This window comes from Aliarcobacter faecis, from assembly GCF_013201705.1.
Taxonomy (GTDB): Bacteria; Campylobacterota; Campylobacteria; order Campylobacterales; family Arcobacteraceae; genus Aliarcobacter; species Aliarcobacter faecis.
In genome coordinates this window covers 935187-959590 of sequence record NZ_CP053837.1, presented here as the reverse complement: position 1 = coordinate 959590, position 24404 = coordinate 935187, and the positions used below count along the sequence as shown (strand labels likewise).

The window sequence follows — 24404 nt, the reverse complement described above, 5'->3', positions numbered from 1 at the left end:
TTCCTCTCCTTTACAAAATTTGATTTTTTACTTATATATGACAATTTAGTATTGACATATTTGGATCACTAATATACATATAACCTTTATAAGCTATATATACTCCAAAAATGATTACTAAAATAGAAGCAATTTTTATAAATATATCTCTTAAATTTGATTGTTTGAATATTCCTATAAAAAAACCCAAGAAAAATAGTGCTGGAATTGTGCTAAGTCCAAAAATAAACATAACAATAGCACCCCAAAAAGCACTTCCTGTACTAGCTGCTGTAATTGCAAAAACATATACAAAACCACAAGGTAAAAGTCCATTTAACATACCTAAAAGATAAAAACTAAATAAAGAGTTTGATGTTAAAAGATTTTTGAAAGTTTTTTGATAAAGTGGTGATTTTGAACAACTATGTTCTAAAATAGTTAAAAATTTAATTTTCCCTAAAAGAGAAAAACCTACAATTACCATTAAAAGACCTGTTATTAATAAAAAAATTCCACTTGTAGTATTTGAAAAAGTTACAACTCCTCCAACAAAACCAAAAATAGCTCCTAAAATAGTATAAGTTGTAACTCTTCCCAAGGAGTATAAAAGATGTGCAAAACTTTGAGTAGTTTTTGAATATTCACTTTTTATTTTTGTACTTGTATAAGCAACAACAATACCACCACACATTCCAATACAATGTCCAAAAGAGCCAAGAAGTGCAATAGTTATAATAGAGATTAAGCTAATAGTTTCCACTATTTATGCTCACTATGGTTATGTTCTTTAAAATTTGGGTTTGATAAAATCTCTTTTCTTAAAACTCTTAAAAGAACTTCATCAAAACTAATAAAATTTTCATTACTTTGTTCATATGCTCCAAAACCATATCTCATTGGGGTCTCTTCATTTGTACTAAAAAAAGCATTTTTTGCCTCAATATATTTTTTACTATCTTTTGTCATAACAAAAATTTTAATATTATTTTTAAATTTTTCATCTTTTTGATTTAACCAATTAGCCATTCCCCCATGATCATGAAAAAACCAAGTTTTTCCATCATTTGATACAACTTGAGAAGCAAAAGTTAAATCATTTATAACCATACCACAATCACTATCTTGATACTTACCTAAAACTACCTCTAATGGAATTTGAGAAATATTTCCCTCTTTTATAACTACCATTTTTTGTTCTTTTGCCATAGATAAAAATATTATTACAACTATTGCAACTATTAAAATTACTGTTAAAATTTGTAAAAGTTTTTTCATAAATCTCCAAAATATATATTTGAAATAAAGGTAGATTGTATCTTTTTTGGCATAAAAAAAGGCTTTACAGAGGGAAAAACTGTAAAGCCTATATAATAAATTCATTTCAAAAAAAGTATAGGATACTATTAAAAATTGTATTTAGTAGTAGGAGGATTTAATACAAATATCCTATGAATGCAATTATAATACTCCTAATATTAAAATAAGATAAAATTTGTCCTATTTTAATTAAATTTTTACTAATTTTAAAACTATATAATACAAAACTTAATTTAAAAGGCAATTTTTTATGAATATGATTATTTTTGATATGGATGGAACTGTTATAAATAGTGGATTTGCAATAGCAAATACAGTTAATTATGTAAGAGAAAATTTAGGATTAGAAAGTTTAGAAAAAGATTTTATTTTAGAAAATATAAATGATATAAATATAAATAGTGCAGAATTTTTTTATAATGAAAAAGTTTTTACGCCACAAATTCAAGAGCTATTTGAAGACTATTATAGTAAAAATTGTTTAGTTGATTTACACATTTATGATGGTATAAAAAAACTTTTAGATAACTTCAAAAGTGATTTTAAATTTTGTATTGCTACAAATGCAAACTCAAATTATGCAAGAAAAATGTTAAATCATTTAGAAATAGATAAATATTTCTCTTCTATCTTAGGTTATAATGATGTAGAAAAACCAAAACCAAACCCAGATATGGTTAATGTTTTACTAGATAAATATAGTATAAAAAAAGAGAATGCTCAACTTGTAGGTGATTCAACAAAAGATACTATAGCTGCTTTTAATGCTGGAATAGACGGTATTTTAGTAAATTGGGGATTCTCAAACTATGACAATGAAAAAGGAGCATTAAATAGTGTTGAAGAACTTGAAAAAAAGATTATTGAAAAATTTTATAGTAGGTAAACAATAAGCCGCGTTTTGTCAAGGACAATAATTTATCTAGGTGTTAAATTACTTTAACACTCTTGCGAAGACCAAAAAATGTGAAGTAAATACCAGATCTTCTTGCTGCAGGTTGGGTTTACAAAGCCAAAAAAGTTACTTTTTTTGCTGGTAAGCTCTTACCTTACCGTTTCACCATCACCAATAAATTGGCTGTCTACTCTCTGTTGCACTATCCCTTAGATTACTCTAGCCATTATTTAAATGGAACCATACTTCACAGCAGCCCGGACTTTCCTCTTGAAAATTTCAAGTTATTGTCTTGTTTACCTATTCAAATTATAGCTATTTTTACTTAAAGTAATTCTACTTTCTAATCACATCATAATTACTAGGAATTATAAATTTAAAAATTTCATCAGAAATATCACCATTTTGAACAATATTTAAAAAGTTAATTGCCACAAGATTATCTAATTCATCTTTATATGCTATTTTTGAGATTTTATCACCACTTACTTTTATACTATATTTTATTCCATTTATTGTTGAAATATAATTTTCATTATCAACTTTTTTTGCTTCATTTAGAAGCTTTATAATATTTATCTCATTATCAAGTTTTGTAAAAATTGCTTGTTCTAATTCTGGTTCATCAACTATTGCCATACTATTATCTATATATACATTTTTCTTAATTGGTGTCTCATATTGCCACAAAATTTTTCCACTTTTTTTAATAAAAACTTTTCCATTATACTCAATAACACTTTTTGAATCAGAAGTAATTGTCTGTTTAAAATTTCCAAAAAAACTATCCAAATTTTTAATATCATTCGCATTTAAAAAAGATAATGTAAAAAAACCTAAAATAAAAAAAACTCTATAAAACATTTTTAACCTTTTTTTCTATATAATCTTCCTCATTATAACGAAAAGGAACTAATTTTATGTTAAATGTTTTTTCAAAAGTTTTTGGTACAAAAAATGATAGAGAAGTAAAGAAATATAGAAAAAGAGCGAATGATATAACTCTTTTAGAAAAAAAATATCAAGAGCTAAGTGATGATGAACTAAAAAGTGAATTTAATAAGTTAAAAACTGCTGTACAAAACGAAGAAAAAACACTAAATGATGTTTTAAATGACTCTTTTGCAATCACAAGAGAAGCTAGTAAAAGAGTTTTAAATATGAGACCTTATGATGTTCAACTTATTGGTGCTATGGTTTTAAATGATGGAAGAATTGCAGAGATGAAAACAGGAGAAGGAAAAACTCTTGTTGGTTCTATTGCTGTTTGCCTAAATGCACTTAGTAAAAAAGGTGTACATGTTGTAACTGTAAATGATTACCTAGCTAGCCGTGATGCAAATGAACTTAAACCTTTATATGAATTTTTAGGCTTTAGCGTAGGTGCTTTAACAGACTCAATAAAAGATGATTCTGAAAGAAGAGAACAATATAATTGTGATATTACTTATGCTACAAATAGCTCTTTAGGATTTGACTATCTAAGAGATAATATGGTTTATGACCTAAAAGATAAAGTTCAAAGAGGACACAATTTTGTTATTGTAGATGAAGTAGATTCAATCTTAATTGATGAAGCTAGAACTCCTTTAATTATCTCTGGTCCAACAAATCACAAAAACTCAAACTATGTAAAGGCAAATGAAATAGCTTTAAAACTAGTTCGTGGTGAATTAATAGAGCCAAAAAATCCAGCTGATAAGCCTATAACAACTGGTGATTTTATTGTAGATGAGAAAAATAGATCAGTTATTTTAACAGAGCAAGGACATGAACAAGCTGAACTTCTTTTTGGAGTTGAGAATTTATATTCAATTGAAAATGCAATGCTTTCTCATTCACTTGACCAAGCACTAAAAGCAAACTATATTTTTCAAAAAGATGTTGATTATGTTGTAAAAGATGATCAAATTATTATTGTTGATGAGTTTACAGGAAGACTTAGTGAAGGAAGAAGATTTAGTGAAGGACTTCATCAAGCACTTGAAGCAAAAGAGAAAGTTGCTATTCAAGATGAGAGCCAAACTTTGGCAGATACAACTTACCAAAACTACTTTAGAATGTATAAAAAACTTTCAGGAATGACAGGAACTGCTCAAACAGAAGCAACAGAATTTGCTCAAATTTATAATTTAGATGTTGTATCTATCCCTACAAATTTAAGAGTTCAAAGAGCTGATAAAAGCGATTTAATCTATAAAAGTGAGAGAGAAAAATTTGAAGCTGTTTGTAATAAAATCAAAGAGTATCATGAAAAAGGACAACCTGTTCTTGTAGGAACTGCAAGTATTGAAAAAAGTGAACTTCTTCATAAAATTTTAGCTGATAAAAAAATCCCTCACACTGTTTTAAATGCAAAACAACACGAAAAAGAAGGAAAAATTATCGCTGATGCAGGACAAAAAGGTGCAGTAACAATTGCTACAAATATGGCTGGAAGGGGAGTTGATATTAAATTAACAAATGAAATTTTAGCTCTTGGTGGATTAGCAATCATAGGAACAGAAAGACATGAAAGTAGAAGAATAGATAATCAGCTTCGAGGAAGAAGTGGAAGACAAGGAGATGTTGGAGAATCTCAATTTTACCTAAGTTTAGAAGATAATCTTTTAAGAATTTTTGGAAGCGATAAAATAAAAAGAATTATGGAAAGACTTGGAATTAAAGAGGGTGAATATATTGAGTCAAAAATGGTTACAAGAGCAGTTGAAAATGCTCAAAAGAAAGTTGAATCAATGCACTTTGAAAGTAGAAAACATCTTTTAGAATATGATGATGTTGCAAATGAACAAAGAAAAGTTATCTATGCTTTTAGAAATGATTTACTAAAAGAGGATTATGATATTGCTTCAAAAATAGATGAAAATAGAGTTGATTATGTAAAAAATCTTCTTGTAAGCTCAAATATTTTTCAAGGTATGAGTGAAGATGAGTTTGATTACTCACAAATTGTTGCAAGATTAAAAGATGAGCTTCACTTTATAATTGAAGAAAAAGATATAAAAAGTGAAGATTATGAATCTTTAGAAGATAGATTAATTACTATTTTAAAAGATGTTTATGAGAAAAAAATGAGTGTTGCTGACCCTAAACAAAAAAGTGAAATAGAAAGAATCTTATACCTTCAAATTTTAGATAATGCGTGGAGAGAACATTTATACTCAATGGATACTCTAAAAACTGGAATTGGACTTAGAGGTTACAATCAAAAAGACCCTCTTGTTGAGTATAAAAAAGAGTCTTATAATATGTTTATAGAGTTAGTTTCTAGCATAAAATTAGAGATTATCAAAATACTTTTTGCAGTACAACTACAAAGCAAAGAAGATAAAGAAAAAGAGCAAGAAGCACTAGAAAGAATGAAAGCTTCTATGGAAAAAGCAACAGAGCATCAAACTACAAATAAAGCAAGAGAAGCTGTTTTAGCTAGTGATAAAAAAATTGCAAGAAATGACCCTTGTCCATGCGGAAGTGGTCTTAAATATAAGCAATGTTGTGGGAAAAGTGGTCCAAAAATAGGACTTGCAGCAGGAAATTAATTTGAATAAAACTTTAGTAAATTTTATTGTAAAAAAATATTTAAGATTTGATAAAAAAAATCCATTTATCTCTATTAGTGCTATTTTGGCCTTTGTTGGAGTTGCTATTGGGGTTATGGTTCTAATTTTATCAATGGCAATTATGAATGGAACAGCAAAAGAGTTTGAAAGAAAACTCTTTACTATGAATTATCCTCTTACAATATATCCAAAAATGGCAAATAGTGTAAATGAAGAGCTTTTAAATAAACTTATAAAAGAGTACCCAAAACTTAAATTCTCTCCTTTTGTATCAACTCAAGCAATAGTTCAAAATGGTGATAATATGAGTGGAGGTATGATTTTTGGTGTAATTCCTCAAAATGAAGCCGAAATAAATCCCATTTATAAAGAGGCTGTAAAAGATCAACTTATAAATAAATTTGATTTAATAACAGGGATTGGAATAAGTGATAAACTTCTTCTAGCCTATGATAGTAAAGTAACTTTATATTTTACAGAATTAAATCCAGCTGGTTTTTCTTTAATGCCAAAAATGAAAAGATTTAACTATCTTAGTTCATTTCGTTCTGGTTTAAATGCCTATGATAAAGCATATATGTACACTACTATTGAAGCGTTACAAACATTACTTCAAAAAGAGCCAAATGTTTATGATGGAATTCATATCTTATCAGATGATGCATTTACAGATATAGAAAAATTAAGAGTTACATTAAAAGAAGATGGTGTAGGAGTTGTTGGTTGGTGGCAACAAAATGGAAACTTTTTTGCTGCTATGAAGATGGAAAAAACAGCACTATTTATAGTTTTAATGCTAATTATTTTAGTTGCTTCATTAAATATTATCTCATCACTTCTAATGACGGTAATGAGTAGAAGAAAAGAGATTGCCCTACTTTTATCAATGGGAGCTAGTTCAAAAGAGATTAAATCAATCTTCTTAAGGGTTGGTACAATTATTGGTTTTGGTGGGATTATTTTAGGAATTATTCTAGGATTTTTTGGTTACTTTTTACTAGATACTTTTGATATTGTATCTCTTCCAGCAGATGTTTATGGAAGTGCCAAATTACCTTTAGATTTAGCTCTTAGTGATTTTATCTCTATTATTGTTGGAGCTGTTATAATAGTTCTTTTATCATCTTATTATCCTGCTAGTCGTGCTACAAGAATAGATGTAATTGATGTATTAAGAAATGAGTAAACTTTTACTTATTTCTTAAAGTTTTAAATTAGTCAAATTAAAATTAATAAAACTACAATTTACATATAAATCATTTTTATATTCATTCTTTAGCATCATTAAATTCAATTGGTGTTTTAAATTCTAAAGTTACTATTTTAGGCTTTCCTTCGGGATCTCCATGGTGTATTGTCTGTTGGATAATTTGCTTTTTTGTAAGATAATTTGTACTTATCATTTCTCCAGTTCCATCAGCTCTACTATCATGAAACTCTTCTGTTCCTGCCAAAATCAATTTATTATTTCTATATATAAATTGATATCTCTTATTTCCCTGTCCCCAACCACCAGAACTACACCAATAATGAGTATATAAAAATAGGCTCCCTTTCTTTATCTCAATATTATCAAATGAATCATCACAATTTGTACTTTCATTTGAATATATTAAACTACTATTTTTAGCAACTAATTCATATTTATCATTACTATTTAAAAATACTAACCATACTCTTTCATTTATATTAGAAGAATCAAAATAATAGTTTCCAATTTCTATTTTATTTGGTTCAACAGTCTCAATAACTAAAGATATATCATCTAAACCATCTTTATTTAAATCACCTTGAGTTATATCTAAAACCTGATATTTTTCTTTTTGTAAATTGTTAAGTTCAATTAAAATATCTATGTACTTTGAGTATCTATACATCAACTCTTTTGGAATTTCTGAATCTCTTTTATCATATAGCATTTGAGCTATATAACTAAGATAATGTTTATCTATACTAGTTTCATTTATATAATATATATCCTTTTTATCTAAAAGCTTTTCCATACTTTTGGCAAGTTTATAGTGGTCTTTTGTACGATTAGTAAAATATTCTAAAATATCTACTAAAATTTCCATAGCTTGTTGATATTCATTTATCTCATAAAAATAATGTGCTATATTACTATAAATTTTAATATTTTTAATATTCATCCTAAATTGACTTTGTAAAGAATTTATAGGGAAATTATTATATTTTTCTATTGATTTTACATCTTTTAATAATACTTCAAAAGCTTCTAATGAAGTTATACGACTATATTTAACATCATTTTGATTAACTTCATCTTTCATAAAAAAGGAGTCTATATTTTCAACAACTGCCGTTTTTGTAAAGTTTACATTTTTTTCATCATCATTATAGTTAAATATAAGATATACTTTTTCATCTTTATTTAAAACCTCTATTTTGTTATCAGGTTTAGGATATTCAGACCTTATAAAAGTAAAATAACTCTTATCAACACTATTTCTTATCTCTATTACTACATCATCAAGTTCATTTATATAAAGCCCTTCATTTAATGGATATTTAGCAAATAGTGAAATTACTAAAAGTAATAACAATTGTAGAATTTTCATATTTTCTCTTTTATATTATTTAATTTATTAAAGCATTTTTTGGTATCCAAGATTTTATCTCTTTATTATCTTTTGAAATATATAAAATATAAATCCAATCTTCTTTTTCTTCAAGTATTTCTATAATCTTCTCTAAATTGTTATTTTAATTAACTGAATAAATTTTTGTCTACTTTTTTGGAATCATTCCATATTCATGGAAAGCTCTTTATTGAGATTAATATTATTTTTTAAGAAAATTCAAGCTTAGATTGATGATATTCTTTTTAAAACCTCATAAGTTTTACTAACATCATAGGTTGCACTATGATATTTTGAAGAGTCAAACTCTATTCCAAAATAGTTACAAGCCTCATCAAGTTTTGGATTTTTTAATCTTCCATCTTTTCCGTATGATTTTACAAGATTTTTACTCTTTTGCATAGTACAAATATGATTTTGAAAAATTACTCTACTATTTATATGCCTCAATTCAAAACTTATATTATGTGCTACTAAAGTAGAACTTCCTTTACAAAACTCTTCAAAGTCTAAATCTTCACTAAAATATGAACTATATGTTTTATCTTTTCTATAATCCATTATTAATTCGGGAGTTAATCTATGAACAGCATATGAGTAGAAATTTAAAGGGTATCTTGAAAGATAATATCTATGAAATTTATCTAAAATATTAAAATTTTTATCTATTTTAACAGCTGCAACTTCAAAAACATCACCTATATTATGTGTATTTGTCTCAAAATCTAAAATTATCATTTTTTATTTTACAATATTTTAACTCAAAGCAAAGGCTTTGAGTTATCTTGAATGTGAGAAACCACCATAAACAGTAGTCTTTCCATTATTAGGTCTATGATGTCCAGGTCCATAATGTGGTTTATAGTAAGGTCTTGGAGCAAAATGGGGAGGTCTATAATATCCTCTATCATAAAACCCTCCAACATAATTTATTGAAATTTGTGGATTTGCTCTATAATATGGGTCATTATAGTAGTAATTATTTATAACTGTATTAGTTTTTTCATATTCAGGATCATAATAACCATTATTATATTGAACATTATTTGGATTTCCATAATAGTTGTTTGAAACATAGTTCTCATTTGCTCTTGTACTATTTGCTACAACTGCACCCAAAATCCCACCTGTAACTTTAGCAGTATCTTTTCCACTTCCATGCCCTATTTGATTTCCAATAGCAACACCTAAAGTTGCACCTATTACAGTATCTAATCCTATAGAATTATTATTAGCAAAAAGAAAAGAACTTGAAATTAAAAATATTGATACAACTTTTTTCATAAATTATCCTTGAAATTTTAATTATGAAAGATTATCTTTGATTTGTGAATATATTGTGAAAAATTATTTTAATTTTCCAAAAAGATTATATTCATTCCAATAAATATCTAAAGCTTCTCTCAATGCTTCATCACTTAATTTTGTCTTCTTTTTTAAACCAAATCTTTTTATAAGTGATTCTGACATCAAACTCTTCTCTAAAGTGGGTTTTTTTATAAATTGGAACATTGCTTCTTTTACATCTTTTTCACTACTATATTCAAGCAAATATCTATAAAAATATTTATCTATACTAACAGGAATTCTATTATGACAAGCTACACAATTTTTTTCATAAATATTTTTCTGATTTGAAAAGCTAAAACTAACTATTAAACATAAAAAAACTACTACTCTTGCCATCTTATTTTTATCCTTGTTCCAACATTTAATTTTGAGATTACATCTATTTTAAAGTTATACTCTTTTGCTATCATCTGTACAATATTAAGCCCTATTCCAAAGCCACCTACACTTTTATCAAATCTTTTATACCTTGTAAATAGACTTTTCAAGTTCTCTTTACTAAGCCCTTTACCACTATCTTCAATAACTAAAAGATTATCTTTCAAACTAACTTTTATAAAACCTTGAAATTTATTATATTTTATTGCATTTGATAAAATATTATCTATTAATTTTGATAGTTTCTTAACATCACAAACTATAAAAATATCTTCTTTGATATCCAATTGAAACTCAACTTTTTTACTATTTGCTATGGCTTTAAAAAAATCAACTCTTTGTCTTAAAATCTGTGATAAATTCAATTCTTCATTATTTGAAATTATCTGATTATTTAAAGAGATAAATGTCAAATCTTCATAAATATTTGAAATAGTTTTTGCCCCTATTTCTATACGATTTATTTTTTTTGCCAATTTTTCATCAATACTATTTTTATCAATCATTTGTATATTTGATAAAATTGCTGCTACTGGAGTATTTAACTCATGAGTTGTATCTTTTATAAATCTATCTAGCATTAAAATAGATTCTCTCATTGGTCTTAAAAATAGTTTTGCAATAAAATAACCAATCAAAAGTAGAATAAAGAATGCTATAAAAAACCAGAAAATTATCTTATATTTGATTTTTATAAACCAAATATTATCATCTTCTATTTCAACAATTACATATTTTGAACCCAAATAGTATGATTCTGGCTCTTTTATTAGATGAATATAACCATCTTTTAAATATATAACTTCATCTAAATTTACATCATTCATAATCAAAGTTGAAAAAATCTTTTTTTTTGAACTATCAAAAATAGCCGAATTAAACTTTTCATCTCTTGGATAAATATTTGATTTATCAATATTTATATGTAACTCTTTTAAATTTGATATTTGATTATTTGAGTAATTTTGTAGAGTTTGTCTTTTATCTTGAAGCATTAAATCTTTTTTAAATTGATAATATAAAAAAGAGATAACTCCCAAAATAACCAAAACTAAAATTGAGTAGATTAAACTAAACCCAATAATAGTTCTAGTTTCACTCTTGGATAAATCTATACCCGAGTTTTTTAAGGCTAACAATTGTATCTTTTCCTAAAATTTTTCTAAGATTTTTTATATAAGTTCTTAAAGAGTTATCACTATACTCTTCATCATAATCCCATACAAAGTCATAAATTTTATCATGAGATAGAAGTTCATTTGGGTGTTGTAAAAATAGTTTTAAAAGTTTTAACTCTTTTAAATTTAATTTTATCTCTTCATTATCACATTTTAGTTCATTTGAGATAGAGTTAAATGTAATATTTGGGGCAATTTGGATTATTTCATTCTTTTTTGAAAACTCTTTTTTGATTAAAGTTTGAACTCTAAGTTGTAGTTCTTTTAATTCAAATGGTTTTCTAATATAGTCATCACAACCACTAGTAAACCCTTCTTCTAAAGAATCCATTGAGTTTAAAGATGTTATAAATATTGCTGGAGTTGTTTTACCATTTGCTCGTGCTTCTTTTAAAACTTCAAAGCCATTTTTATTTGGAACATTTACATCTAATAAAAATAGGTCAAAAGTTTGTTCATATATTTTAGCTATTGCTTCTTCGCCATCATATACACAAACTACATCAAAACCTTCATCAAGAAAGTACTCTGCAACAGTCTCACTTAGATTATAATCATCTTCTAATAATAAAATTTTACTCTTCATCTTCAATTATCTTTCTTTCTGGTATCTCTTGTAATCTCTTTTCATATTGAGCTTTTTCGTTTAGACTCATCTTTGGAAGCCTAAATTCAAGCTCTTTTTGAAAAGCAACTCTATCTTTTTCATCAACAAAACCAATAATCTCAATTAACTCTTGAGTACTCATTTGACTATAGTTCTCTTTTGCAAAAGTAAATCCAAATAATAATAAAAATAATAAAAAACCTCTTCCCATAAAACCCAACTTTTTTTATTTTAATACTATAAAAGAACTGTATAATAATTGTTGATTATAGCCAAAAATGGATATAATAAATCCATGAATGAAAAAATATCTTTAAAATCTATATATAAACTTCTATTAAATAACAAAAAATCTCTTATTTGGGGACAAATTTTTACTATTATTGGAATATTAATTAGTGTTCCAATTCCACTTTTACTTCCTTTATTAGTTGATGAAGTATTATTAAATAAACCAGATTTTTTTGTAAATAATATAGATAAATTTTTTGGAAGTGGTAGTGCTTTCTACTATGTTGCTATTGTTACAGTTGTTGTTATTGTTTTAAGAGCTTTACACTTTATTTTTGGAGTAATTAATACAAAAATATTTACAAAAATATCAAAAATAGTAATTTTTGATATTCGAGTAAAACTTTTAAATCATCTAAAAAAAGTAAATATGAATGAGTATGAAAGTATTGGTAGTGGGAAAATTGCAGCAAATCTAATAACTGATGTAAATACTTTAGATAGTTTTATTGTAAATGTTTCAAGTAAACTGATAACATCAACTTTAACTCTTTTAGCTGTTGGTTTTGTAATTATTAAAATAGATCTAATTTTAGGTTTAATGATACTTTTAACACAACCAACAATTGCAATAATTTCAAGAAGAATAGCAAAAAAAACAGGTGAACTAAAAAAAGAGGAAAATGCAGCAATTGAAACTTTTCAAAATAATATAAATGAAACTCTTGACCTATTTTCACAAATAAAAGCAAGTAACAAAGAAAAAAGTTTTTTTGATACTTCAATACAAAAAGCACAAGATATAAAAGTAGCTTCAAATGAGTTTAACTATAAAAGTGTAGCTTATGAAAAATTTTCTTACACTATTTTTCTTTTTGCTTTTGAAATATTTAGAGCAACTGGACTTTTATTGGTAGCTTATAGTGATTTATCTATTGGTCTTATGTTTGCTATGTTTGGATATATTTGGTTTATTATGACTCCTGTTCAAGAGATTTTATCTATTCAATACTCACTTGCTAGTGCAAAAGCTGCTATTACTAGAATAAATAAAGTTTTAGATTTACAAACTGAAAAAGATGGAAAATTAGAGATAAAAGATAAAAAAGTCGATATAACATTAAAAAATCTAAGCTTCTCTTATACAAAAGAGAAAACTACTTTAAAAGATATTAGTTTTTCTATAAAAAGTGGTGAGAAAGTAGCAATTATTGGAGCAAGTGGAAGTGGAAAAACAACCATTTCACAACTAATTGCTGGATTTTATGCAAAAAGTGATGGAGATATTTTATATAACAATATAAGTATAGATGAAATCTCAAAAAAAAGCTTAAGAGAGCATATCTTTTTAGTTCTTCAAATGCCAATATTATTTAATAACACTTTACGATTTAACCTTACAATGGGTGAAAATATAGAAGATGAAAAAATTATAGAAGCTTTAAAAATTGCTGAATTATCTACTATGCTTGAAAACTTACCAGATGGTTTAGATACTGTTGTTGGGAAAATGGGGATAAGATTAAGTGGAGGTCAAAGACAAAGATTATCTATTGCTAGAATGATTTTAGCAAATCCAAGTGTGGTTATTTTTGATGAATCAACTTCAGCACTTGATGTTCATACTGAGACAAAACTATTTAAAAATCTAGAAGAAATCTTAAAAGATAAAACAGTTATTACAATAGCTCATAGATTAAGTACAGTTAAAAATGCTTCAAAAATTTATGTTTTAGATGATGGAAAACTTGTACAAAGTGGAACTCATAATGAGCTAGAAGATAAAAAAGGTCATTATATGGAGTTTGTAAAACATCAACTTACAAATAATTAACCCTTAATTTAAATCGAGGGTTAATTTTACTTTTCAAAATATATAAACTATTCTTGTATTGTATATATAAGTTTAGATTTATCAAATCCTAAGCTCGTAATTTTTTCTAATAATTTATTTAAAAGCTCATCATTCATAATTTTTTCTCTTGAAAGTATCCATAAATACTCTTTTGATGGAGTCCCAATAATTACATATTTATAATCTTTATCTAAATCTAATATCCAATAATCACCATAAAATGGTCTAAAAAAACTAACTTTTAACTTACTATTTGTCTCATCAACACTATATGCAATAGCTTTTGCATCTTTAAACTCATTTGTAGAAATTTTTGTACAACTATTTACAACTTGGATTTTTTTATCCTCTCGTAAAGAGTAGTTTGCTTTTACATTTTTACAATCTTTTTGAAAAGAGTGTTCATATCTAGCTATTTCATACCAAGTACCAAGATATCTTTCTAAATCAACTTTCTCTACAGTTTTTAAATCAGTTTGTTTCGTACTGCAAGATGTAAAAAACAAAGATAAAAAAACAACTCCAAATAAACTAAATATTTTCATAAATTTTCCTTACATTTAATTTTAAATCTTTTTATTTATAAATTTATAGGAAACAAAAGATTTTTTGTAGTTATTTTTTGTTAGTTTATATATTTATACAAATATTAGCACTCTATCTTGACAAGTGCTAATATTTTTGATAATATTTCAATACTTGATATAAATACTATCAAGTTATACATATTTTAAAAGGAGTTCACAATGTTTTTAACAAAATTTGACCCATTTAAACAGTTAAAAGAGATAGAGAAAAATCTCTACAATCAAGTTAGTAATAATGAAGGAGTTACAGCTTTTGTACCTATTGTAAATACAAGAGAAGATGAAAAAGGATTCTATGTAGATGTTGATTTACCAGGTGTAAAAAAAGAGGATATTAAAGTTGATATAAATAAAGGTATCTTAACAATTAGTGGAGAAAGAAAAACAAAAGAGGAGATAAAACAAGAAGATTACTATAAAGTTGAAACATATTTCGGAAAATTCTCAAGAAGTTTTACACTACCTGATAATGCCGATATTGAAAATATAGAAGCAAAAAATGATAATGGAGTTTTAGAGATAGTCATTCCAAAATTAAAAGAGGATATCTCAAAAAAATCTATAGAGATTAAATAATAGCCTTTAGTTCAAATCTATGCACTCTTTACTTAAAATAAGCTTCTAAGTTTTCTTAGAAGCTTATTTAAAAAATATCACTCTTAAAAATCCAAAAGAGACTAAAAACAAAGCAATATTTTTCAAATTTTCATCATAAAAAATCAAAAACAGTCCAAATAAGATTAAAGCAAAAAGCTTAAAATAAGAGCCAAAATACTCTTTTAAATCTTTTTGTACAAACTCTAATTGCTCTTTATTTAGTAAAACTTCAAGTTCACCTTTTGAACTCTTAAGTACCATCTGTTTGAAAGATTTTATAAGCTTTGGAAAACTTTCAAGTTCATCAATAATATTTTCAGTAATTGTTGTTTTATAACCCAATGCTTTTGGAATATTATCTTTTAAAATTGGTAAAATATCTTTTACACCATTAAAATTTTCTATATAAGTTGTTCCCAGTCCTTCAATAATAGCGCTAACTCTTAATATATAAACAGCATCACTAGGAAGTTTAAAAGGTAAATCTCTTGTACTTTCTAAGACTTCAAAAGCTAGTTTTTGCATAGATTCACTAGATAAATTATCATTTGAAAATATATCAAACATTTTTTGGCTAAACTCTACCATCAAACTTTCTGGAGCCTCATAACTAATAGTTCCTAATCTCTTATTTGCTCTTACAAAAGTTTCAAAATCTGCTCTATTTGCACCATCAATTAACTCAATTATTGAGACTCTTGTATCATTTGAGATATTCTTTACCATTCCAAAATCAAGTAAAATCAGATCTCCATTTTGGTTTACAAGCAAGTTTCCAGGATGTGGGTCTGCGTGGAAATAACCATTTATTAGCATTTGTTCTGTATAAAAATTCACAAGTTTTGAAATAATTTCTTTAAAATCTATATCATATTTTTCTAAAGAGTTTTTATCATCAAATCTAAAACCTTCCATATAACTCATAACAATAGCATCACTACTACAAAACTCTTCATAGGGCTTGGGAAATAAAATTCCACTATTTTCATAAGTTTTAGAGAACTTCTTTAGATTTTCAAGCTCAATACTTAAATTCGTCTCATCTTTTATCATACTTGAAAACTCATTTATAACAGCATCTATTGAATTTTTTGTATAGTATGAAAAAAGTGGTCTAAAAACTCTATTAAAGAAATTTAATATTTTTATATCAACTCTTACTTGTTTTTCTATATGCTTTCTTCTAAGTTTTACAGCAACTTTTGTATTATCTTGTAAATATGCAATATGAACTTGTCCTATTGATGCACTTGCTATTGGTTCATTCTCAAATTTTTTAAAAAAGTGTTCTTTAAAAGAGTCTCTAAAAACTACTTCAAAATCATCTTTAGACATCTTTGGAAGCTTATCATGTAGCTCTTTTAGCTCATCTAAATACTCTTTTGAGAAAAAATCAGACCTAGTTGCCAATACTTGTGCCAATTTTATAAAACTAGCTCCCAAATAAAAAATAGTCTCTTTTAGTTTTTTTGGTTTTAAAGGTTTAATAAATAAAAAGCTATCCCTTTTTTTAATAAGTAAAAAAAGAGATAGTAAAAATCTAAATATTAAATAGACTCTAAGAGGTGAAAAAAGTTTTAGATATATAAAAAAAGTTTTTATTTTAAATCCTCTTTTAACTTCTCTAAATCTGCTTTTGTAGCAACTCCTAATTCATCTAAAACCTCTTTAAAGATATCTTTTATCTTTGCTTTAATTCTCTCATCTTCATCTTTTCCTTTTTGCTCTAATGACTCTAAAAAACTCTTTGCATCAGAAGTTTTGATTTTACCCTTTTCTTCAAGAGCTTTTAACTCCTCTTCTACTTTCTCTTTTAAAAGTAATGCTCCACCAAGTCCTGTATATATAATCTCTTTTAACATCTTTTCTCCTTTTTTTTAAATTTTATAAGAATTAATAAATATCTTGTATCTATTTTTTTCCAATTTATATACTTTTTTTATCCAAATACTCTCTAAACTCTTTTGCCCCATCTTTTGAACTAATGATAAACTCATCAACTCCACTAAAATATATCTCAAGTTTAGATTGCTCAATACTTTTTATAGATTTTATCTTATCAACATTTACAATATATGAACGATGAACTCTAAAAAAGTTTTTATCTTTTAAAATCTCTTCAACATCCCCTATTTTTTTCTTTGCATAGACAAAATTATCTTTAGTTCTAATAATAATCTCATCTAAATCAGCTTTAATATAAAAAATCTCATCAATTTGGACTAAATAAATTTTATCTGAAACTTTACCCAATATCTTTTTTGATACATTTTTCTCCTCTTTATAAAGAGAGATTTTTTCTAAACTTTTCTTTAATTCACTATTTTCAATAGGTTTTAGCAAATAACCCATGCCACCTTTTTTAAAGGCATCTAAAGCATACTCTTCATAAGCCGTTTGAAATACTATAAAAGTTTTTGGTTCAATATTTAGTATAAATTCTGCTAACTCTAAACCACTAAAATTTGGCATAGAAATATCTAAAAAAGCTACATCAAATTTTGTTTTCGATAACTCTTTTATAGCAAGAAGTGGGTCATTAAACTCCATAATATCAAAGATATTATTATCATTTAAAAGCCTTTTTAGTCTTGCTAGTGCTAAATTTTCATCATCTACTATTAATACTTTCAAATTTTATCCTTTAAAATAATACAAAAAGCCATATTTTCATCATCTACTAAAAATTCCAACTCCCCAATATTCAATAATCTCAATCTATTTTGTAAATTTAATAAACCTGTTTTAAATTTTATATTTAAACTTTTTTTACCATCATTTGAAACTTTTATAGAATTTTTACTAAATTTTATAAATATATTCAACTCTTTACCTAAATATCCATGTTTTATACCATTTTCTACTAAAAGTTGAATTGAGAATTTTGGTATTTTTACAAATTTCAAATCTTTAAACTCATCTATATGCAAAACTATTTTATCATCAAATCTAATATTTTCAATACTCACATAGGTTTGTACCATAAAAATCTCATTTTCAAGGGTAACTAAACTCTCCTTATTTATGGCATTTCTTAAAAATTTTGATAGCTGTAAAACTGCATTTTCAGCCTTTTGTTTATCAATATATATTAGTTGAGATACTGAATTTAAAGCATTAAATAAAAAATGAGGGTTTAACTCATTTTCTAAAGATTTTAGTTTTGATTCTAAAATCTCTTTTTCTATTTGACTATTTTTATTTTTCAAAAATACAAATTGATGCAGAATCAAAGCTATTAAAAGAGTTAAAAATCCAATAATAACTGCCAAATTTAACCAAAATGGAGTTACTAAAATTATGATTTCAAAATTTGAATCAAGAAAAATAAAAAAAACTAAAATAAATCCAAGAAATCCAGATAAAAAAGAGAAAAAAAGGCTAAAAATAGTCCAAAATCTTTTATCAATCTTTGGAAGAATATATCTATTTGAAAAGCTAATTAAAATTATTGCAAAAACTGTTATAAAAAAAGCTGTGCTAATACTAAAAATTGTTGTAGAAAAAGTTTGTAAATTTTTATTTAAAAAATAGAGTATCAAAGATTGAAAGAAACCAAATAATATTGCTATTATTAAAACATTTATCCAATCTTTATAAGATATTTTTAGTTCATTTTTAAGCATCTAAAACCTTTAAACATTTTTGTCCTATTCAAATTTGAGTTTAAAACTTTTCACTATTTGCTCTTTTAAACTCTAAAATAGCCCTATTTCTTGAAGTTGAGATTCCAATAATCTGTTTTGGGTAATCTAAAAAAATATTTTCTTGAACCCCATTTTCTATATGTATTAATTTTACTGGAATATCTTTTAACTCTTTTAAAATACTTTTTATAAAAACTGCATTAGCATCAAATTTTTTTGATTGTAAATAGGGATTAAAAACTCTAAAATATGGTACTGCATCAACTCCTGTACTTGCAGCCCATTGCCAAGAACCAATATTTGAACTTTTCTCATAATCTAAAAGTTTTTGTGCAAAATAGTTCTCACCTTTTTTCCAGTCTATTAACAAATTTTTAACTAAATATGAGGCTACTATCATTCTTAGACGATTGTGCATAAGTCCTGTATTATTAAAATATCTCATAGCAGCATCTATTATAGGAACTCCTGTTTTTCCTTCACACCATTTTTTAAAGTTTTCATCATTTTGACTCCAATTTACCTCTATCTTATTTAAGTTTTCAAACTCACTTTGTGGGAAATGGTACAAAATATAGTTATAAAACTCTCTCCAAATAAGCTCTCTTATAAAAAAATTTATCTCTTTTTTACTTACTTGTAGTTTTTTTACTCTATTAAAAATCATTTTAGGTGAAATTAATCCAAATCTTAGATGTACTGAGAGCTTTGAACCTGCATCTAAATATATATAATCTCTATTTTCTTGATAAGAGTTAAGTTTTTTTGAAAAATCCTCTATCAACTCATCTGCACTTTTATATAAAAAATCTGGTAATTTTTGTTCTATAAATCCCAAATCTTCTAAAGTTGGAATAAAGCTATAATCAAAATCTACTTTTTTTATATTTTTAGAGATTTCAAACTCTTTTATAGAATTTGATTGATGTAAAGGTTCTAAAGAGTTATAAAAAGGGGTAAAAACTTTATATGGTGTTTTATCACTTTTTAAAATATCTTTTGGATCAATCAAAAATGAATCTAAAAATCTTCTAAGAGGTAAAATCCTCTCTACTTCTTCATCTCTTTTTTTTGCATAAAAGTCAAAATCAATAGAGGTTAAAATTTCACTAAACCCCTCTTGTTTTAATTTTGTAAAGACATTTTTAGGTATATCAAAAAATATTGCTAAATCAAGCCCAATCTTTTTCAAACTCTCTTTTAGTTCATTAACACTTTTATAGATAAATGTAACTCTTTTATCTTCTTTTGAGAGTTTTTCTAAAATATTTTTATCAAAAATAAATATTGGTAGCACTTCACCTTTTGCATTTGCCAATATCTCACTATCAACTACTCTTAAATCTCTTCTAAACCATAAAATTTGTTTCATTTATAAGCCTTTAAATCACTTCTTAATGCAAGTTTTGCAGGATATGGGTTTAAAAATTTTTGATTCATTAGATAGGATATATTAAATCTATTTATATAAATATTGAAAATTTTTATTACACTAATTAATGGAATTACTCTATTTTTAAAGTCATAAATACTCTCTAAAATATCTGATTTTTCCTCTTTTGTTATATGTTTTTTGAAGTATCCAAAAATATGAAGCAAGATATTATAAGTTTTATTTAGAGTAGATTTTGTAGCTATTGCTTTTAAAAACTCCTCTTCATACTTTTTATATAACTCATCAATATCTTTTTTTCCCTCATTTGCTACTATTTTTCCTAAAATTTTATAAGAGGTATGAGATTTTGAGTAGATTAAATACTTATAAGAGGTATGAAACTTCACAAGAGTAGAGATTTTTTTCTCATTATTTAATAAAATTTTTAAATCATTATATGAATAAACTTGCATTAAAAAGTTCTCTCTAAGCCACGCATTATTTAATCTTTTCTCCTTTTCTAGTGGAAGATTTGGCATTTTTTCTTTTAATTTTTTTACAAAAATTCCTACACCATTTTTAATTGAGGGCTGATTTAAAGGTTCATAAAATTTAACCCTTTCCATTAAACTATCAAAGACAAACTCATCTTTTACACTATGACCATCATATCTACATAAATTACCCAATAAACAAGATGAAACTCCCAAAATCACAATAAAGCCTTTTTATCCCCATTTTATAATAGAAAAAAGCTTTTTTGTAGCTCTTTTTTATAACTTTATACTACTTTTTACAAATCTCTTTTAAACACTCTTCTATATTCTTATACTTAAACTCAAATCCACTATCTAAAAGTTTTTTAGGAACTGCACTTTGCCCATCACTTAAAACTTTTGCACCTTCACTAAATATTAGTTTTAAAACAAACTCTGGAACTGGAAAGATTGTTGGTCTATTTAGAATTTTTCCAAAAGTTTTTGTAAACTCAAAATTTGTTGTTGGAGTTGGAGCTGTAAGATTAAAAACTCCATCTAGCTCTTTTTCTATTACAAAAGAGTAAGCTTTAATTAAATCATCTATATGAATATAAGAAAAATATTGTTTTCCACTTCCGATAACTCCTCCAAGCCCTAGTTTAAATGGAAGCATCATTTTACTTATAGCTCCTCCATTTTTTCCTAAAACTATTCCAAATCTAAATATTGTAACTTTTGTAAAATCATTGTTTACTTTTTTTGCCTCTTTTTCCCACTCTTGGCAAAGAGTTGATAAAAAATCATTTGAATAAGAGCCATCTTCATCATAGGTTGTTTTATTATCATAAATCCCAACAGCTGAAGTTGAAATAAACATTTTTGGCTTATTTTGAACTCTATTTAAACTCTCTACTAAACTTTTAGTTGTATTGATTCTGCTACTATATAAAAGCTTTTTATACTCATCGCTCCATCTATTTATAATATTTGCACCACTTAGATTTATAAGTACATCACAACTTTGTATTTGCTCATCTAATTTTGAAGGCTTATTCAAAATCTCTCTTTTTATTTGTACTACTTTATAGTTTTGTTTAGAAAAAAACTCAACTAAACTTTGCCCAACAAATCCACTAGCTCCAGATATAACAATAGTTTTCATAAGTTTTCCTTCATAGTATTTTTTGATAGTTTATAATAGATAAATGTTTTCTTGTAGATATTCTTTGATAGTTTTATATAAAAATCTTATTTTTTTAAAAATTTAGTAATTAAAACTCCTAAAGGTACTATGCTAAGACCTATTATAAAAGCAAGAGGAAGAAATAATTTATTATTATTTAGTGCAAAAAATCCAAAAATCAGAAATCCATATCCCAAAACTCTATATATAGATACAAATCCCCCTGCACTAAAAAGTGTATTTTTAAAACTATTTTGTTTTACCTTTTTTTTCTCTTCATTTATTATCTCTCTTATTTTTTCAGGAGTCAATTCCTCTTCTGGTATCTCTTCATATTCACTATACAAATCATAAGGGTCATCAATCTCATCAATTTTATCTCTTTCATTACTACTTACTTTATTGAGTTCCAAATTTTCCAGTCTATTTTGAATATTTTTTCTATATGACAAAAAAGAGGCTAAAGTTACAAATAACGAAGCAAAAAATGCAACTTGTAAATTTAATAACCAAGTTGTATTTTGAAAAATTATTGCATAAAAGCTTAAACAAAGATTTATGGCTAAAAAAACCTTTGCAAAACTTAAAATATCTTTATCAATCTTCATCATCAAAAGCTTTATCACCATATTTTGCTCTATGTGCATATCGTGGGTCATTTTCCATACCTTCATACACCTTTTGAGCTCTTTTATAAGCCTTATAAACATTTAATCCTGCAGCTGCAATTCCCCAAAAAATACCAACCCAAAGAGTCCAAGTATATCCAGTAAGATATTTAAGTCCTAATCCTATACCAACTCCAATAATAATAGCAGCAACCATAGAAATACCAACAGATAAACTATCAAGGGCCTCTATTTTATCTCTATGTTTTGGCTTTGTTTCTTTTGTTTCTTCTATATTTTTTTCCATAAAACTACTTTATATAACTACAACAATAATCACTTATTGTTTTTACTTTTATATCAAAACTTGAATTGGAAGGAATAGAAAAAGAGCTTCCACTTTTATAAGTTTTCCACTCCTCTTCTCCTTTTAATTTAACCTCTACTTCACCTTCTATAATCTCCATAATTTCAGCTTCCACAGTACCAAAAAGATACTCTCCAACCATCATAATTCCAAGAGATTTTTTATCTCCATTAGAGTCTATAAAAGTTCTACTTGTAACATTTCCATCAAAGTAAATATTTGCTTTTTTTATTAGTTCTACATCTTTAAAGCTTTGCATTTTTAACCTTATTTTAAATTCTTCATAACAGTTGCAGCTGCTTTTATACAATCATCTATCATATCATTTGTAATTTTTGTACAAATAAATCCAGCCTCATATTGACTACAAGCAAAATAAAAGCCTCTTTTTAACATCTCATGGTGGAATGTTGCAAATCTTTTGAAATCACAAAGCCCTACTTCTTTAAAGTTTTTAGGCTCATTTTCACAAAAGAAAAATCCAAACATACTTCCTCTTGTATTTACTTGAAGAGCTATACCATTGTCTTGTGCGACTTTTTGAAGTCCATTTACCAATCTTTTTGCTTTTTTACTTAACTCATCATAAATTTTTGGATTTGCTTTTAATTTTCTAAGGCTTTCAAGACCAGCCGCCATAGCAACAGGATTTCCACTTAAAGTTCCAGCTTGATAGATTTTTCCTTCAGGAGAAAGTTGACTCATAATCTCTTTTGAAGAAGCAAAAGCACCAACTGGCATACCTGCACCAATTACTTTTCCAAATGTAAGAATATCAGCTTTAATATCTAATATCCCACTAGCACCTTTTAAACTTGCTCTAAATCCACTCATAACTTCATCAAATATTAATAAAGCTCCATATTTATCACAAAGCTCTCTACAAGCTATTAAAAATTCATTTGAAGCAGGAACTAATCCCATATTTCCAGCAATTGGTTCAATAATTATACAAGCAATATTACTACTTTGCTCAAAACATTTTTTAAGTTGCTCTACATTGTTATATTCACAAAGTAATGTATGTTTTGTCAAATCTTCAGGAACTCCTGGGCTACTTGGACTTCCAAAAGTTGCCATTCCAGAACCTGCTTGAACTAACAAAGAGTCAGAATGCCCATGATAACACCCCTCAAATTTTACAATATCATTTTTATTTGTAACACCTCGTGCTAATCTAATAGCACTCATAGTTGCTTCTGTTCCAGAGCTTACAAATCGTACTTTGTCAATATTGTCATACATTTCAACAATCTCTTGAGCTAATTTTGTCTCTAAAAGAGTCGGTGCTCCAAAACTTAAACCATCTTTTACAGTTTTAATAACTGCTTTCTCAATATCTTTATCACAATGTCCAAAAATTAGTGGTCCCCAGCTTTGTACAAAATCTAAATATCTATTTCCATCAATATCATACAAATATGCACCTTTTCCTTTTTTTATAAAAGGAGGTGTTCCACCTACACTTTTAAATGCTCGAACTGGTGAATCAACCCCACCAGGAATTACTTCACAAGCCTTTTTATAAGCTTTTATAGATTTTTTAAACATCTTTCATCCTAAAATTATTATTAAGTAAATATTCTACAATAAACTATATAAGCAAAA

At 26.2% G+C, this 24404-nt stretch carries 27 protein-coding genes and 1 other RNA gene; 5 read left to right on the top strand and 23 right to left on the bottom strand.

Going from position 1 to position 24404, the window contains the following annotated elements:
- Positions 1–31: 31 nt before the first annotated feature.
- Positions 32–742, bottom strand: a complete 711-nt coding sequence (locus tag AFAEC_RS04840) for a sulfite exporter TauE/SafE family protein (RefSeq protein WP_026805752.1) — start codon at positions 740–742, stop codon at positions 32–34.
- On the bottom strand, positions 742–1257 hold the full coding sequence (locus AFAEC_RS04835) for a hypothetical protein (RefSeq protein WP_026805753.1): 516 nt from the start codon (positions 1255–1257) through the stop codon (positions 742–744). Before AFAEC_RS04835 ends, AFAEC_RS04840 begins: the two co-directional genes overlap by 1 nt.
- A gap of 292 nt (positions 1258–1549) precedes the next feature.
- Between AFAEC_RS04835 and AFAEC_RS04830 the strand changes: the two genes are divergently transcribed.
- Positions 1550–2185, top strand: a complete 636-nt coding sequence (locus AFAEC_RS04830; protein ID WP_026805754.1) for an HAD family hydrolase — start codon at positions 1550–1552, stop codon at positions 2183–2185.
- On the opposite strand, the gene rnpB is transcribed toward AFAEC_RS04830, so the two are convergent.
- Together rnpB and lolA are read right to left on the bottom strand one after the other, a co-directional pair.
- Positions 2175–2497, bottom strand: an RNA gene (gene rnpB, locus AFAEC_RS04825) — RNase P RNA component class A. The two genes, AFAEC_RS04830 and rnpB, sit on opposite strands and share 11 nt — an antisense overlap.
- Before the next feature lie 33 nt (positions 2498–2530).
- A complete protein-coding gene (gene lolA / locus AFAEC_RS04820; RefSeq protein ID WP_026805755.1) occupies positions 2531–3058 on the bottom strand; it encodes a LolA-like outer membrane lipoprotein chaperone in 528 nt (175 codons plus the stop codon).
- A gap of 56 nt (positions 3059–3114) precedes the next feature.
- On the opposite strand from lolA, the gene secA reads away from it, so the two are divergent.
- Together secA and AFAEC_RS04810 are read left to right on the top strand one after the other, a co-directional pair.
- A complete protein-coding gene (gene secA, locus AFAEC_RS04815) occupies positions 3115–5733 on the top strand; it encodes a preprotein translocase subunit SecA (RefSeq protein ID WP_026805756.1) in 2619 nt (872 codons plus the stop codon).
- A gap of 1 nt (position 5734) precedes the next feature.
- A complete protein-coding gene (locus AFAEC_RS04810) occupies positions 5735–6940 on the top strand; it encodes an ABC transporter permease (protein ID WP_026805757.1) in 1206 nt (401 codons plus the stop codon).
- Between the two features lie 82 nt (positions 6941–7022).
- On the opposite strand, the gene AFAEC_RS04805 is transcribed toward AFAEC_RS04810, so the two are convergent.
- The 7 genes from AFAEC_RS04805 to AFAEC_RS04775 form a co-directional block, all read right to left on the bottom strand.
- Positions 7023–8333, bottom strand: a complete 1311-nt coding sequence (locus tag AFAEC_RS04805; RefSeq protein ID WP_026805758.1) for a hypothetical protein — start codon at positions 8331–8333, stop codon at positions 7023–7025.
- Positions 8334–8579: 246 nt separating this feature from the next.
- Positions 8580–9092 carry a 3'-5' exonuclease gene (locus tag AFAEC_RS04800; protein WP_026805759.1) on the bottom strand — a complete coding sequence of 171 codons (513 nt, stop codon included), beginning with the start codon at positions 9090–9092 and terminating at the stop codon, positions 8580–8582.
- A 42-nt stretch (positions 9093–9134) separates the two neighbouring features.
- Complete coding sequence (locus AFAEC_RS04795) at positions 9135–9638, bottom strand: glycine zipper 2TM domain-containing protein (RefSeq protein WP_026805760.1); 504 nt, start codon at positions 9636–9638, stop codon at positions 9135–9137.
- Positions 9639–9701: 63 nt separating this feature from the next.
- Positions 9702–10040 carry a hypothetical protein gene (locus AFAEC_RS04790; protein WP_026805761.1) on the bottom strand — a complete coding sequence of 113 codons (339 nt, stop codon included), beginning with the start codon at positions 10038–10040 and terminating at the stop codon, positions 9702–9704.
- A complete protein-coding gene (locus AFAEC_RS04785; protein WP_026805762.1) occupies positions 10028–11221 on the bottom strand; it encodes a sensor histidine kinase in 1194 nt (397 codons plus the stop codon). The genes AFAEC_RS04790 and AFAEC_RS04785 overlap by 13 nt, the downstream gene beginning before the upstream one ends.
- Positions 11178–11846: a response regulator transcription factor gene (locus tag AFAEC_RS04780; RefSeq protein ID WP_026805763.1), complete on the bottom strand. Its 669-nt coding sequence runs from the start codon at positions 11844–11846 to the stop codon at positions 11178–11180. The genes AFAEC_RS04785 and AFAEC_RS04780 overlap by 44 nt, the downstream gene beginning before the upstream one ends.
- Complete coding sequence (locus AFAEC_RS04775) at positions 11836–12078, bottom strand: DUF1104 domain-containing protein (RefSeq protein WP_026805764.1); 243 nt, start codon at positions 12076–12078, stop codon at positions 11836–11838. The genes AFAEC_RS04780 and AFAEC_RS04775 overlap by 11 nt, the downstream gene beginning before the upstream one ends.
- Before the next feature lie 84 nt (positions 12079–12162).
- On the opposite strand from AFAEC_RS04775, the gene AFAEC_RS04770 reads away from it, so the two are divergent.
- Complete coding sequence (locus AFAEC_RS04770; RefSeq protein WP_026805765.1) at positions 12163–13932, top strand: ABC transporter ATP-binding protein; 1770 nt, start codon at positions 12163–12165, stop codon at positions 13930–13932.
- Between the two features lie 47 nt (positions 13933–13979).
- Here the strand turns inward: AFAEC_RS04770 and AFAEC_RS04765 are convergent, their stop codons facing one another.
- A complete protein-coding gene (locus AFAEC_RS04765) occupies positions 13980–14498 on the bottom strand; it encodes a lipocalin family protein (protein ID WP_026805766.1) in 519 nt (172 codons plus the stop codon).
- Positions 14499–14699: 201 nt separating this feature from the next.
- On the opposite strand from AFAEC_RS04765, the gene AFAEC_RS04760 reads away from it, so the two are divergent.
- Positions 14700–15116, top strand: a complete 417-nt coding sequence (locus AFAEC_RS04760; protein WP_026805767.1) for an Hsp20/alpha crystallin family protein — start codon at positions 14700–14702, stop codon at positions 15114–15116.
- A gap of 63 nt (positions 15117–15179) precedes the next feature.
- Here AFAEC_RS04760 and AFAEC_RS04755 read toward each other — a convergent pair whose 3' ends face one another.
- The 11 genes from AFAEC_RS04755 to hemL all read right to left on the bottom strand — a co-directional run bounded on the left by AFAEC_RS04755 (position 15180) and on the right by hemL (position 24347).
- Positions 15180–16559, bottom strand: a complete 1380-nt coding sequence (locus tag AFAEC_RS04755; RefSeq protein WP_257119357.1) for an ABC1 kinase family protein — start codon at positions 16557–16559, stop codon at positions 15180–15182.
- Between the two features lie 176 nt (positions 16560–16735).
- On the bottom strand, positions 16736–16999 hold the full coding sequence (locus AFAEC_RS04750) for a hypothetical protein (protein WP_026805769.1): 264 nt from the start codon (positions 16997–16999) through the stop codon (positions 16736–16738).
- A gap of 64 nt (positions 17000–17063) precedes the next feature.
- On the bottom strand, positions 17064–17771 hold the full coding sequence (locus tag AFAEC_RS04745) for a LytR/AlgR family response regulator transcription factor (RefSeq protein ID WP_026805770.1): 708 nt from the start codon (positions 17769–17771) through the stop codon (positions 17064–17066).
- Positions 17768–18763: a sensor histidine kinase gene (locus AFAEC_RS04740; RefSeq protein WP_026805771.1), complete on the bottom strand. Its 996-nt coding sequence runs from the start codon at positions 18761–18763 to the stop codon at positions 17768–17770. Before AFAEC_RS04740 ends, AFAEC_RS04745 begins: the two co-directional genes overlap by 4 nt.
- A 40-nt stretch (positions 18764–18803) precedes the next feature.
- Complete coding sequence (locus AFAEC_RS04735; protein ID WP_026805772.1) at positions 18804–20156, bottom strand: cryptochrome/photolyase family protein; 1353 nt, start codon at positions 20154–20156, stop codon at positions 18804–18806.
- Complete coding sequence (locus AFAEC_RS04730; protein WP_026805773.1) at positions 20153–20875, bottom strand: DUF1722 domain-containing protein; 723 nt, start codon at positions 20873–20875, stop codon at positions 20153–20155. The genes AFAEC_RS04735 and AFAEC_RS04730 overlap by 4 nt, the downstream gene beginning before the upstream one ends.
- Before the next feature lie 70 nt (positions 20876–20945).
- Positions 20946–21800 (bottom strand): TIGR01777 family oxidoreductase, encoded by an 855-nt coding sequence (locus AFAEC_RS04725; RefSeq protein WP_026805774.1) that lies wholly within the window; start codon positions 21798–21800, stop codon positions 20946–20948.
- An 86-nt stretch (positions 21801–21886) separates the two neighbouring features.
- Complete coding sequence (locus AFAEC_RS04720; RefSeq protein ID WP_026805775.1) at positions 21887–22432, bottom strand: hypothetical protein; 546 nt, start codon at positions 22430–22432, stop codon at positions 21887–21889.
- A complete protein-coding gene (locus tag AFAEC_RS04715) occupies positions 22419–22736 on the bottom strand; it encodes an AtpZ/AtpI family protein (protein ID WP_034216405.1) in 318 nt (105 codons plus the stop codon). The genes AFAEC_RS04720 and AFAEC_RS04715 overlap by 14 nt, the downstream gene beginning before the upstream one ends.
- A gap of 4 nt (positions 22737–22740) precedes the next feature.
- On the bottom strand, positions 22741–23055 hold the full coding sequence (gene ppnP, locus AFAEC_RS04710; RefSeq protein ID WP_026805777.1) for a pyrimidine/purine nucleoside phosphorylase: 315 nt from the start codon (positions 23053–23055) through the stop codon (positions 22741–22743).
- An 8-nt stretch (positions 23056–23063) separates the two neighbouring features.
- The gene (gene hemL / locus AFAEC_RS04705) at positions 23064–24347 is read right to left on the bottom strand and encodes a glutamate-1-semialdehyde 2,1-aminomutase (RefSeq protein ID WP_026805778.1); all 1284 of its coding nucleotides are present in this window, start codon (positions 24345–24347) and stop codon (positions 23064–23066) included.
- Positions 24348–24404 lie beyond the last annotated feature (57 nt).

Excerpts from the sequence above, each read along its gene's own strand:
- AFAEC_RS04790 (WP_026805761.1), bottom strand. The coding sequence starts at position 10,040 with ATGGCAAGAGTAGTAGTTTTTTTATGTTTAATAGTTAGTTTTAGCTTT.
- AFAEC_RS04830 (WP_026805754.1), top strand. The coding sequence starts at position 1,550 with ATGAATATGATTATTTTTGATATGGATGGAACTGTTATAAATAGTGGA.
- AFAEC_RS04725 (WP_026805774.1), bottom strand. The coding sequence starts at position 21,800 with ATGAAAACTATTGTTATATCTGGAGCTAGTGGATTTGTTGGGCAAAGT.
- AFAEC_RS04800 (WP_026805759.1), bottom strand. The coding sequence starts at position 9,092 with ATGATAATTTTAGATTTTGAGACAAATACACATAATATAGGTGATGTT.
- AFAEC_RS04795 (WP_026805760.1), bottom strand. The coding sequence starts at position 9,638 with ATGAAAAAAGTTGTATCAATATTTTTAATTTCAAGTTCTTTTCTTTTT.
- AFAEC_RS04765 (WP_026805766.1), bottom strand. The coding sequence starts at position 14,498 with ATGAAAATATTTAGTTTATTTGGAGTTGTTTTTTTATCTTTGTTTTTT.
- hemL (WP_026805778.1), bottom strand. The coding sequence starts at position 24,347 with ATGTTTAAAAAATCTATAAAAGCTTATAAAAAGGCTTGTGAAGTAATT.
- lolA (WP_026805755.1), bottom strand. The coding sequence starts at position 3,058 with ATGTTTTATAGAGTTTTTTTTATTTTAGGTTTTTTTACATTATCTTTT.
- AFAEC_RS04770 (WP_026805765.1), top strand. The coding sequence starts at position 12,163 with ATGAATGAAAAAATATCTTTAAAATCTATATATAAACTTCTATTAAAT.
- AFAEC_RS04780 (WP_026805763.1), bottom strand. The coding sequence starts at position 11,846 with ATGAAGAGTAAAATTTTATTATTAGAAGATGATTATAATCTAAGTGAG.
- AFAEC_RS04835 (WP_026805753.1), bottom strand. The coding sequence starts at position 1,257 with ATGAAAAAACTTTTACAAATTTTAACAGTAATTTTAATAGTTGCAATA.
- AFAEC_RS04735 (WP_026805772.1), bottom strand. The coding sequence starts at position 20,156 with ATGAAACAAATTTTATGGTTTAGAAGAGATTTAAGAGTAGTTGATAGT.
- AFAEC_RS04805 (WP_026805758.1), bottom strand. The coding sequence starts at position 8,333 with ATGAAAATTCTACAATTGTTATTACTTTTAGTAATTTCACTATTTGCT.
- AFAEC_RS04760 (WP_026805767.1), top strand. The coding sequence starts at position 14,700 with ATGTTTTTAACAAAATTTGACCCATTTAAACAGTTAAAAGAGATAGAG.
- ppnP (WP_026805777.1), bottom strand. The coding sequence starts at position 23,055 with ATGCAAAGCTTTAAAGATGTAGAACTAATAAAAAAAGCAAATATTTAC.
- AFAEC_RS04740 (WP_026805771.1), bottom strand. The coding sequence starts at position 18,763 with ATGCTTAAAAATGAACTAAAAATATCTTATAAAGATTGGATAAATGTT.
- secA (WP_026805756.1), top strand. The coding sequence starts at position 3,115 with ATGTTAAATGTTTTTTCAAAAGTTTTTGGTACAAAAAATGATAGAGAA.
- AFAEC_RS04750 (WP_026805769.1), bottom strand. The coding sequence starts at position 16,999 with ATGTTAAAAGAGATTATATATACAGGACTTGGTGGAGCATTACTTTTA.
- AFAEC_RS04720 (WP_026805775.1), bottom strand. The coding sequence starts at position 22,432 with ATGATGAAGATTGATAAAGATATTTTAAGTTTTGCAAAGGTTTTTTTA.
- AFAEC_RS04715 (WP_034216405.1), bottom strand. The coding sequence starts at position 22,736 with ATGGAAAAAAATATAGAAGAAACAAAAGAAACAAAGCCAAAACATAGA.
- AFAEC_RS04775 (WP_026805764.1), bottom strand. The coding sequence starts at position 12,078 with ATGGGAAGAGGTTTTTTATTATTTTTATTATTATTTGGATTTACTTTT.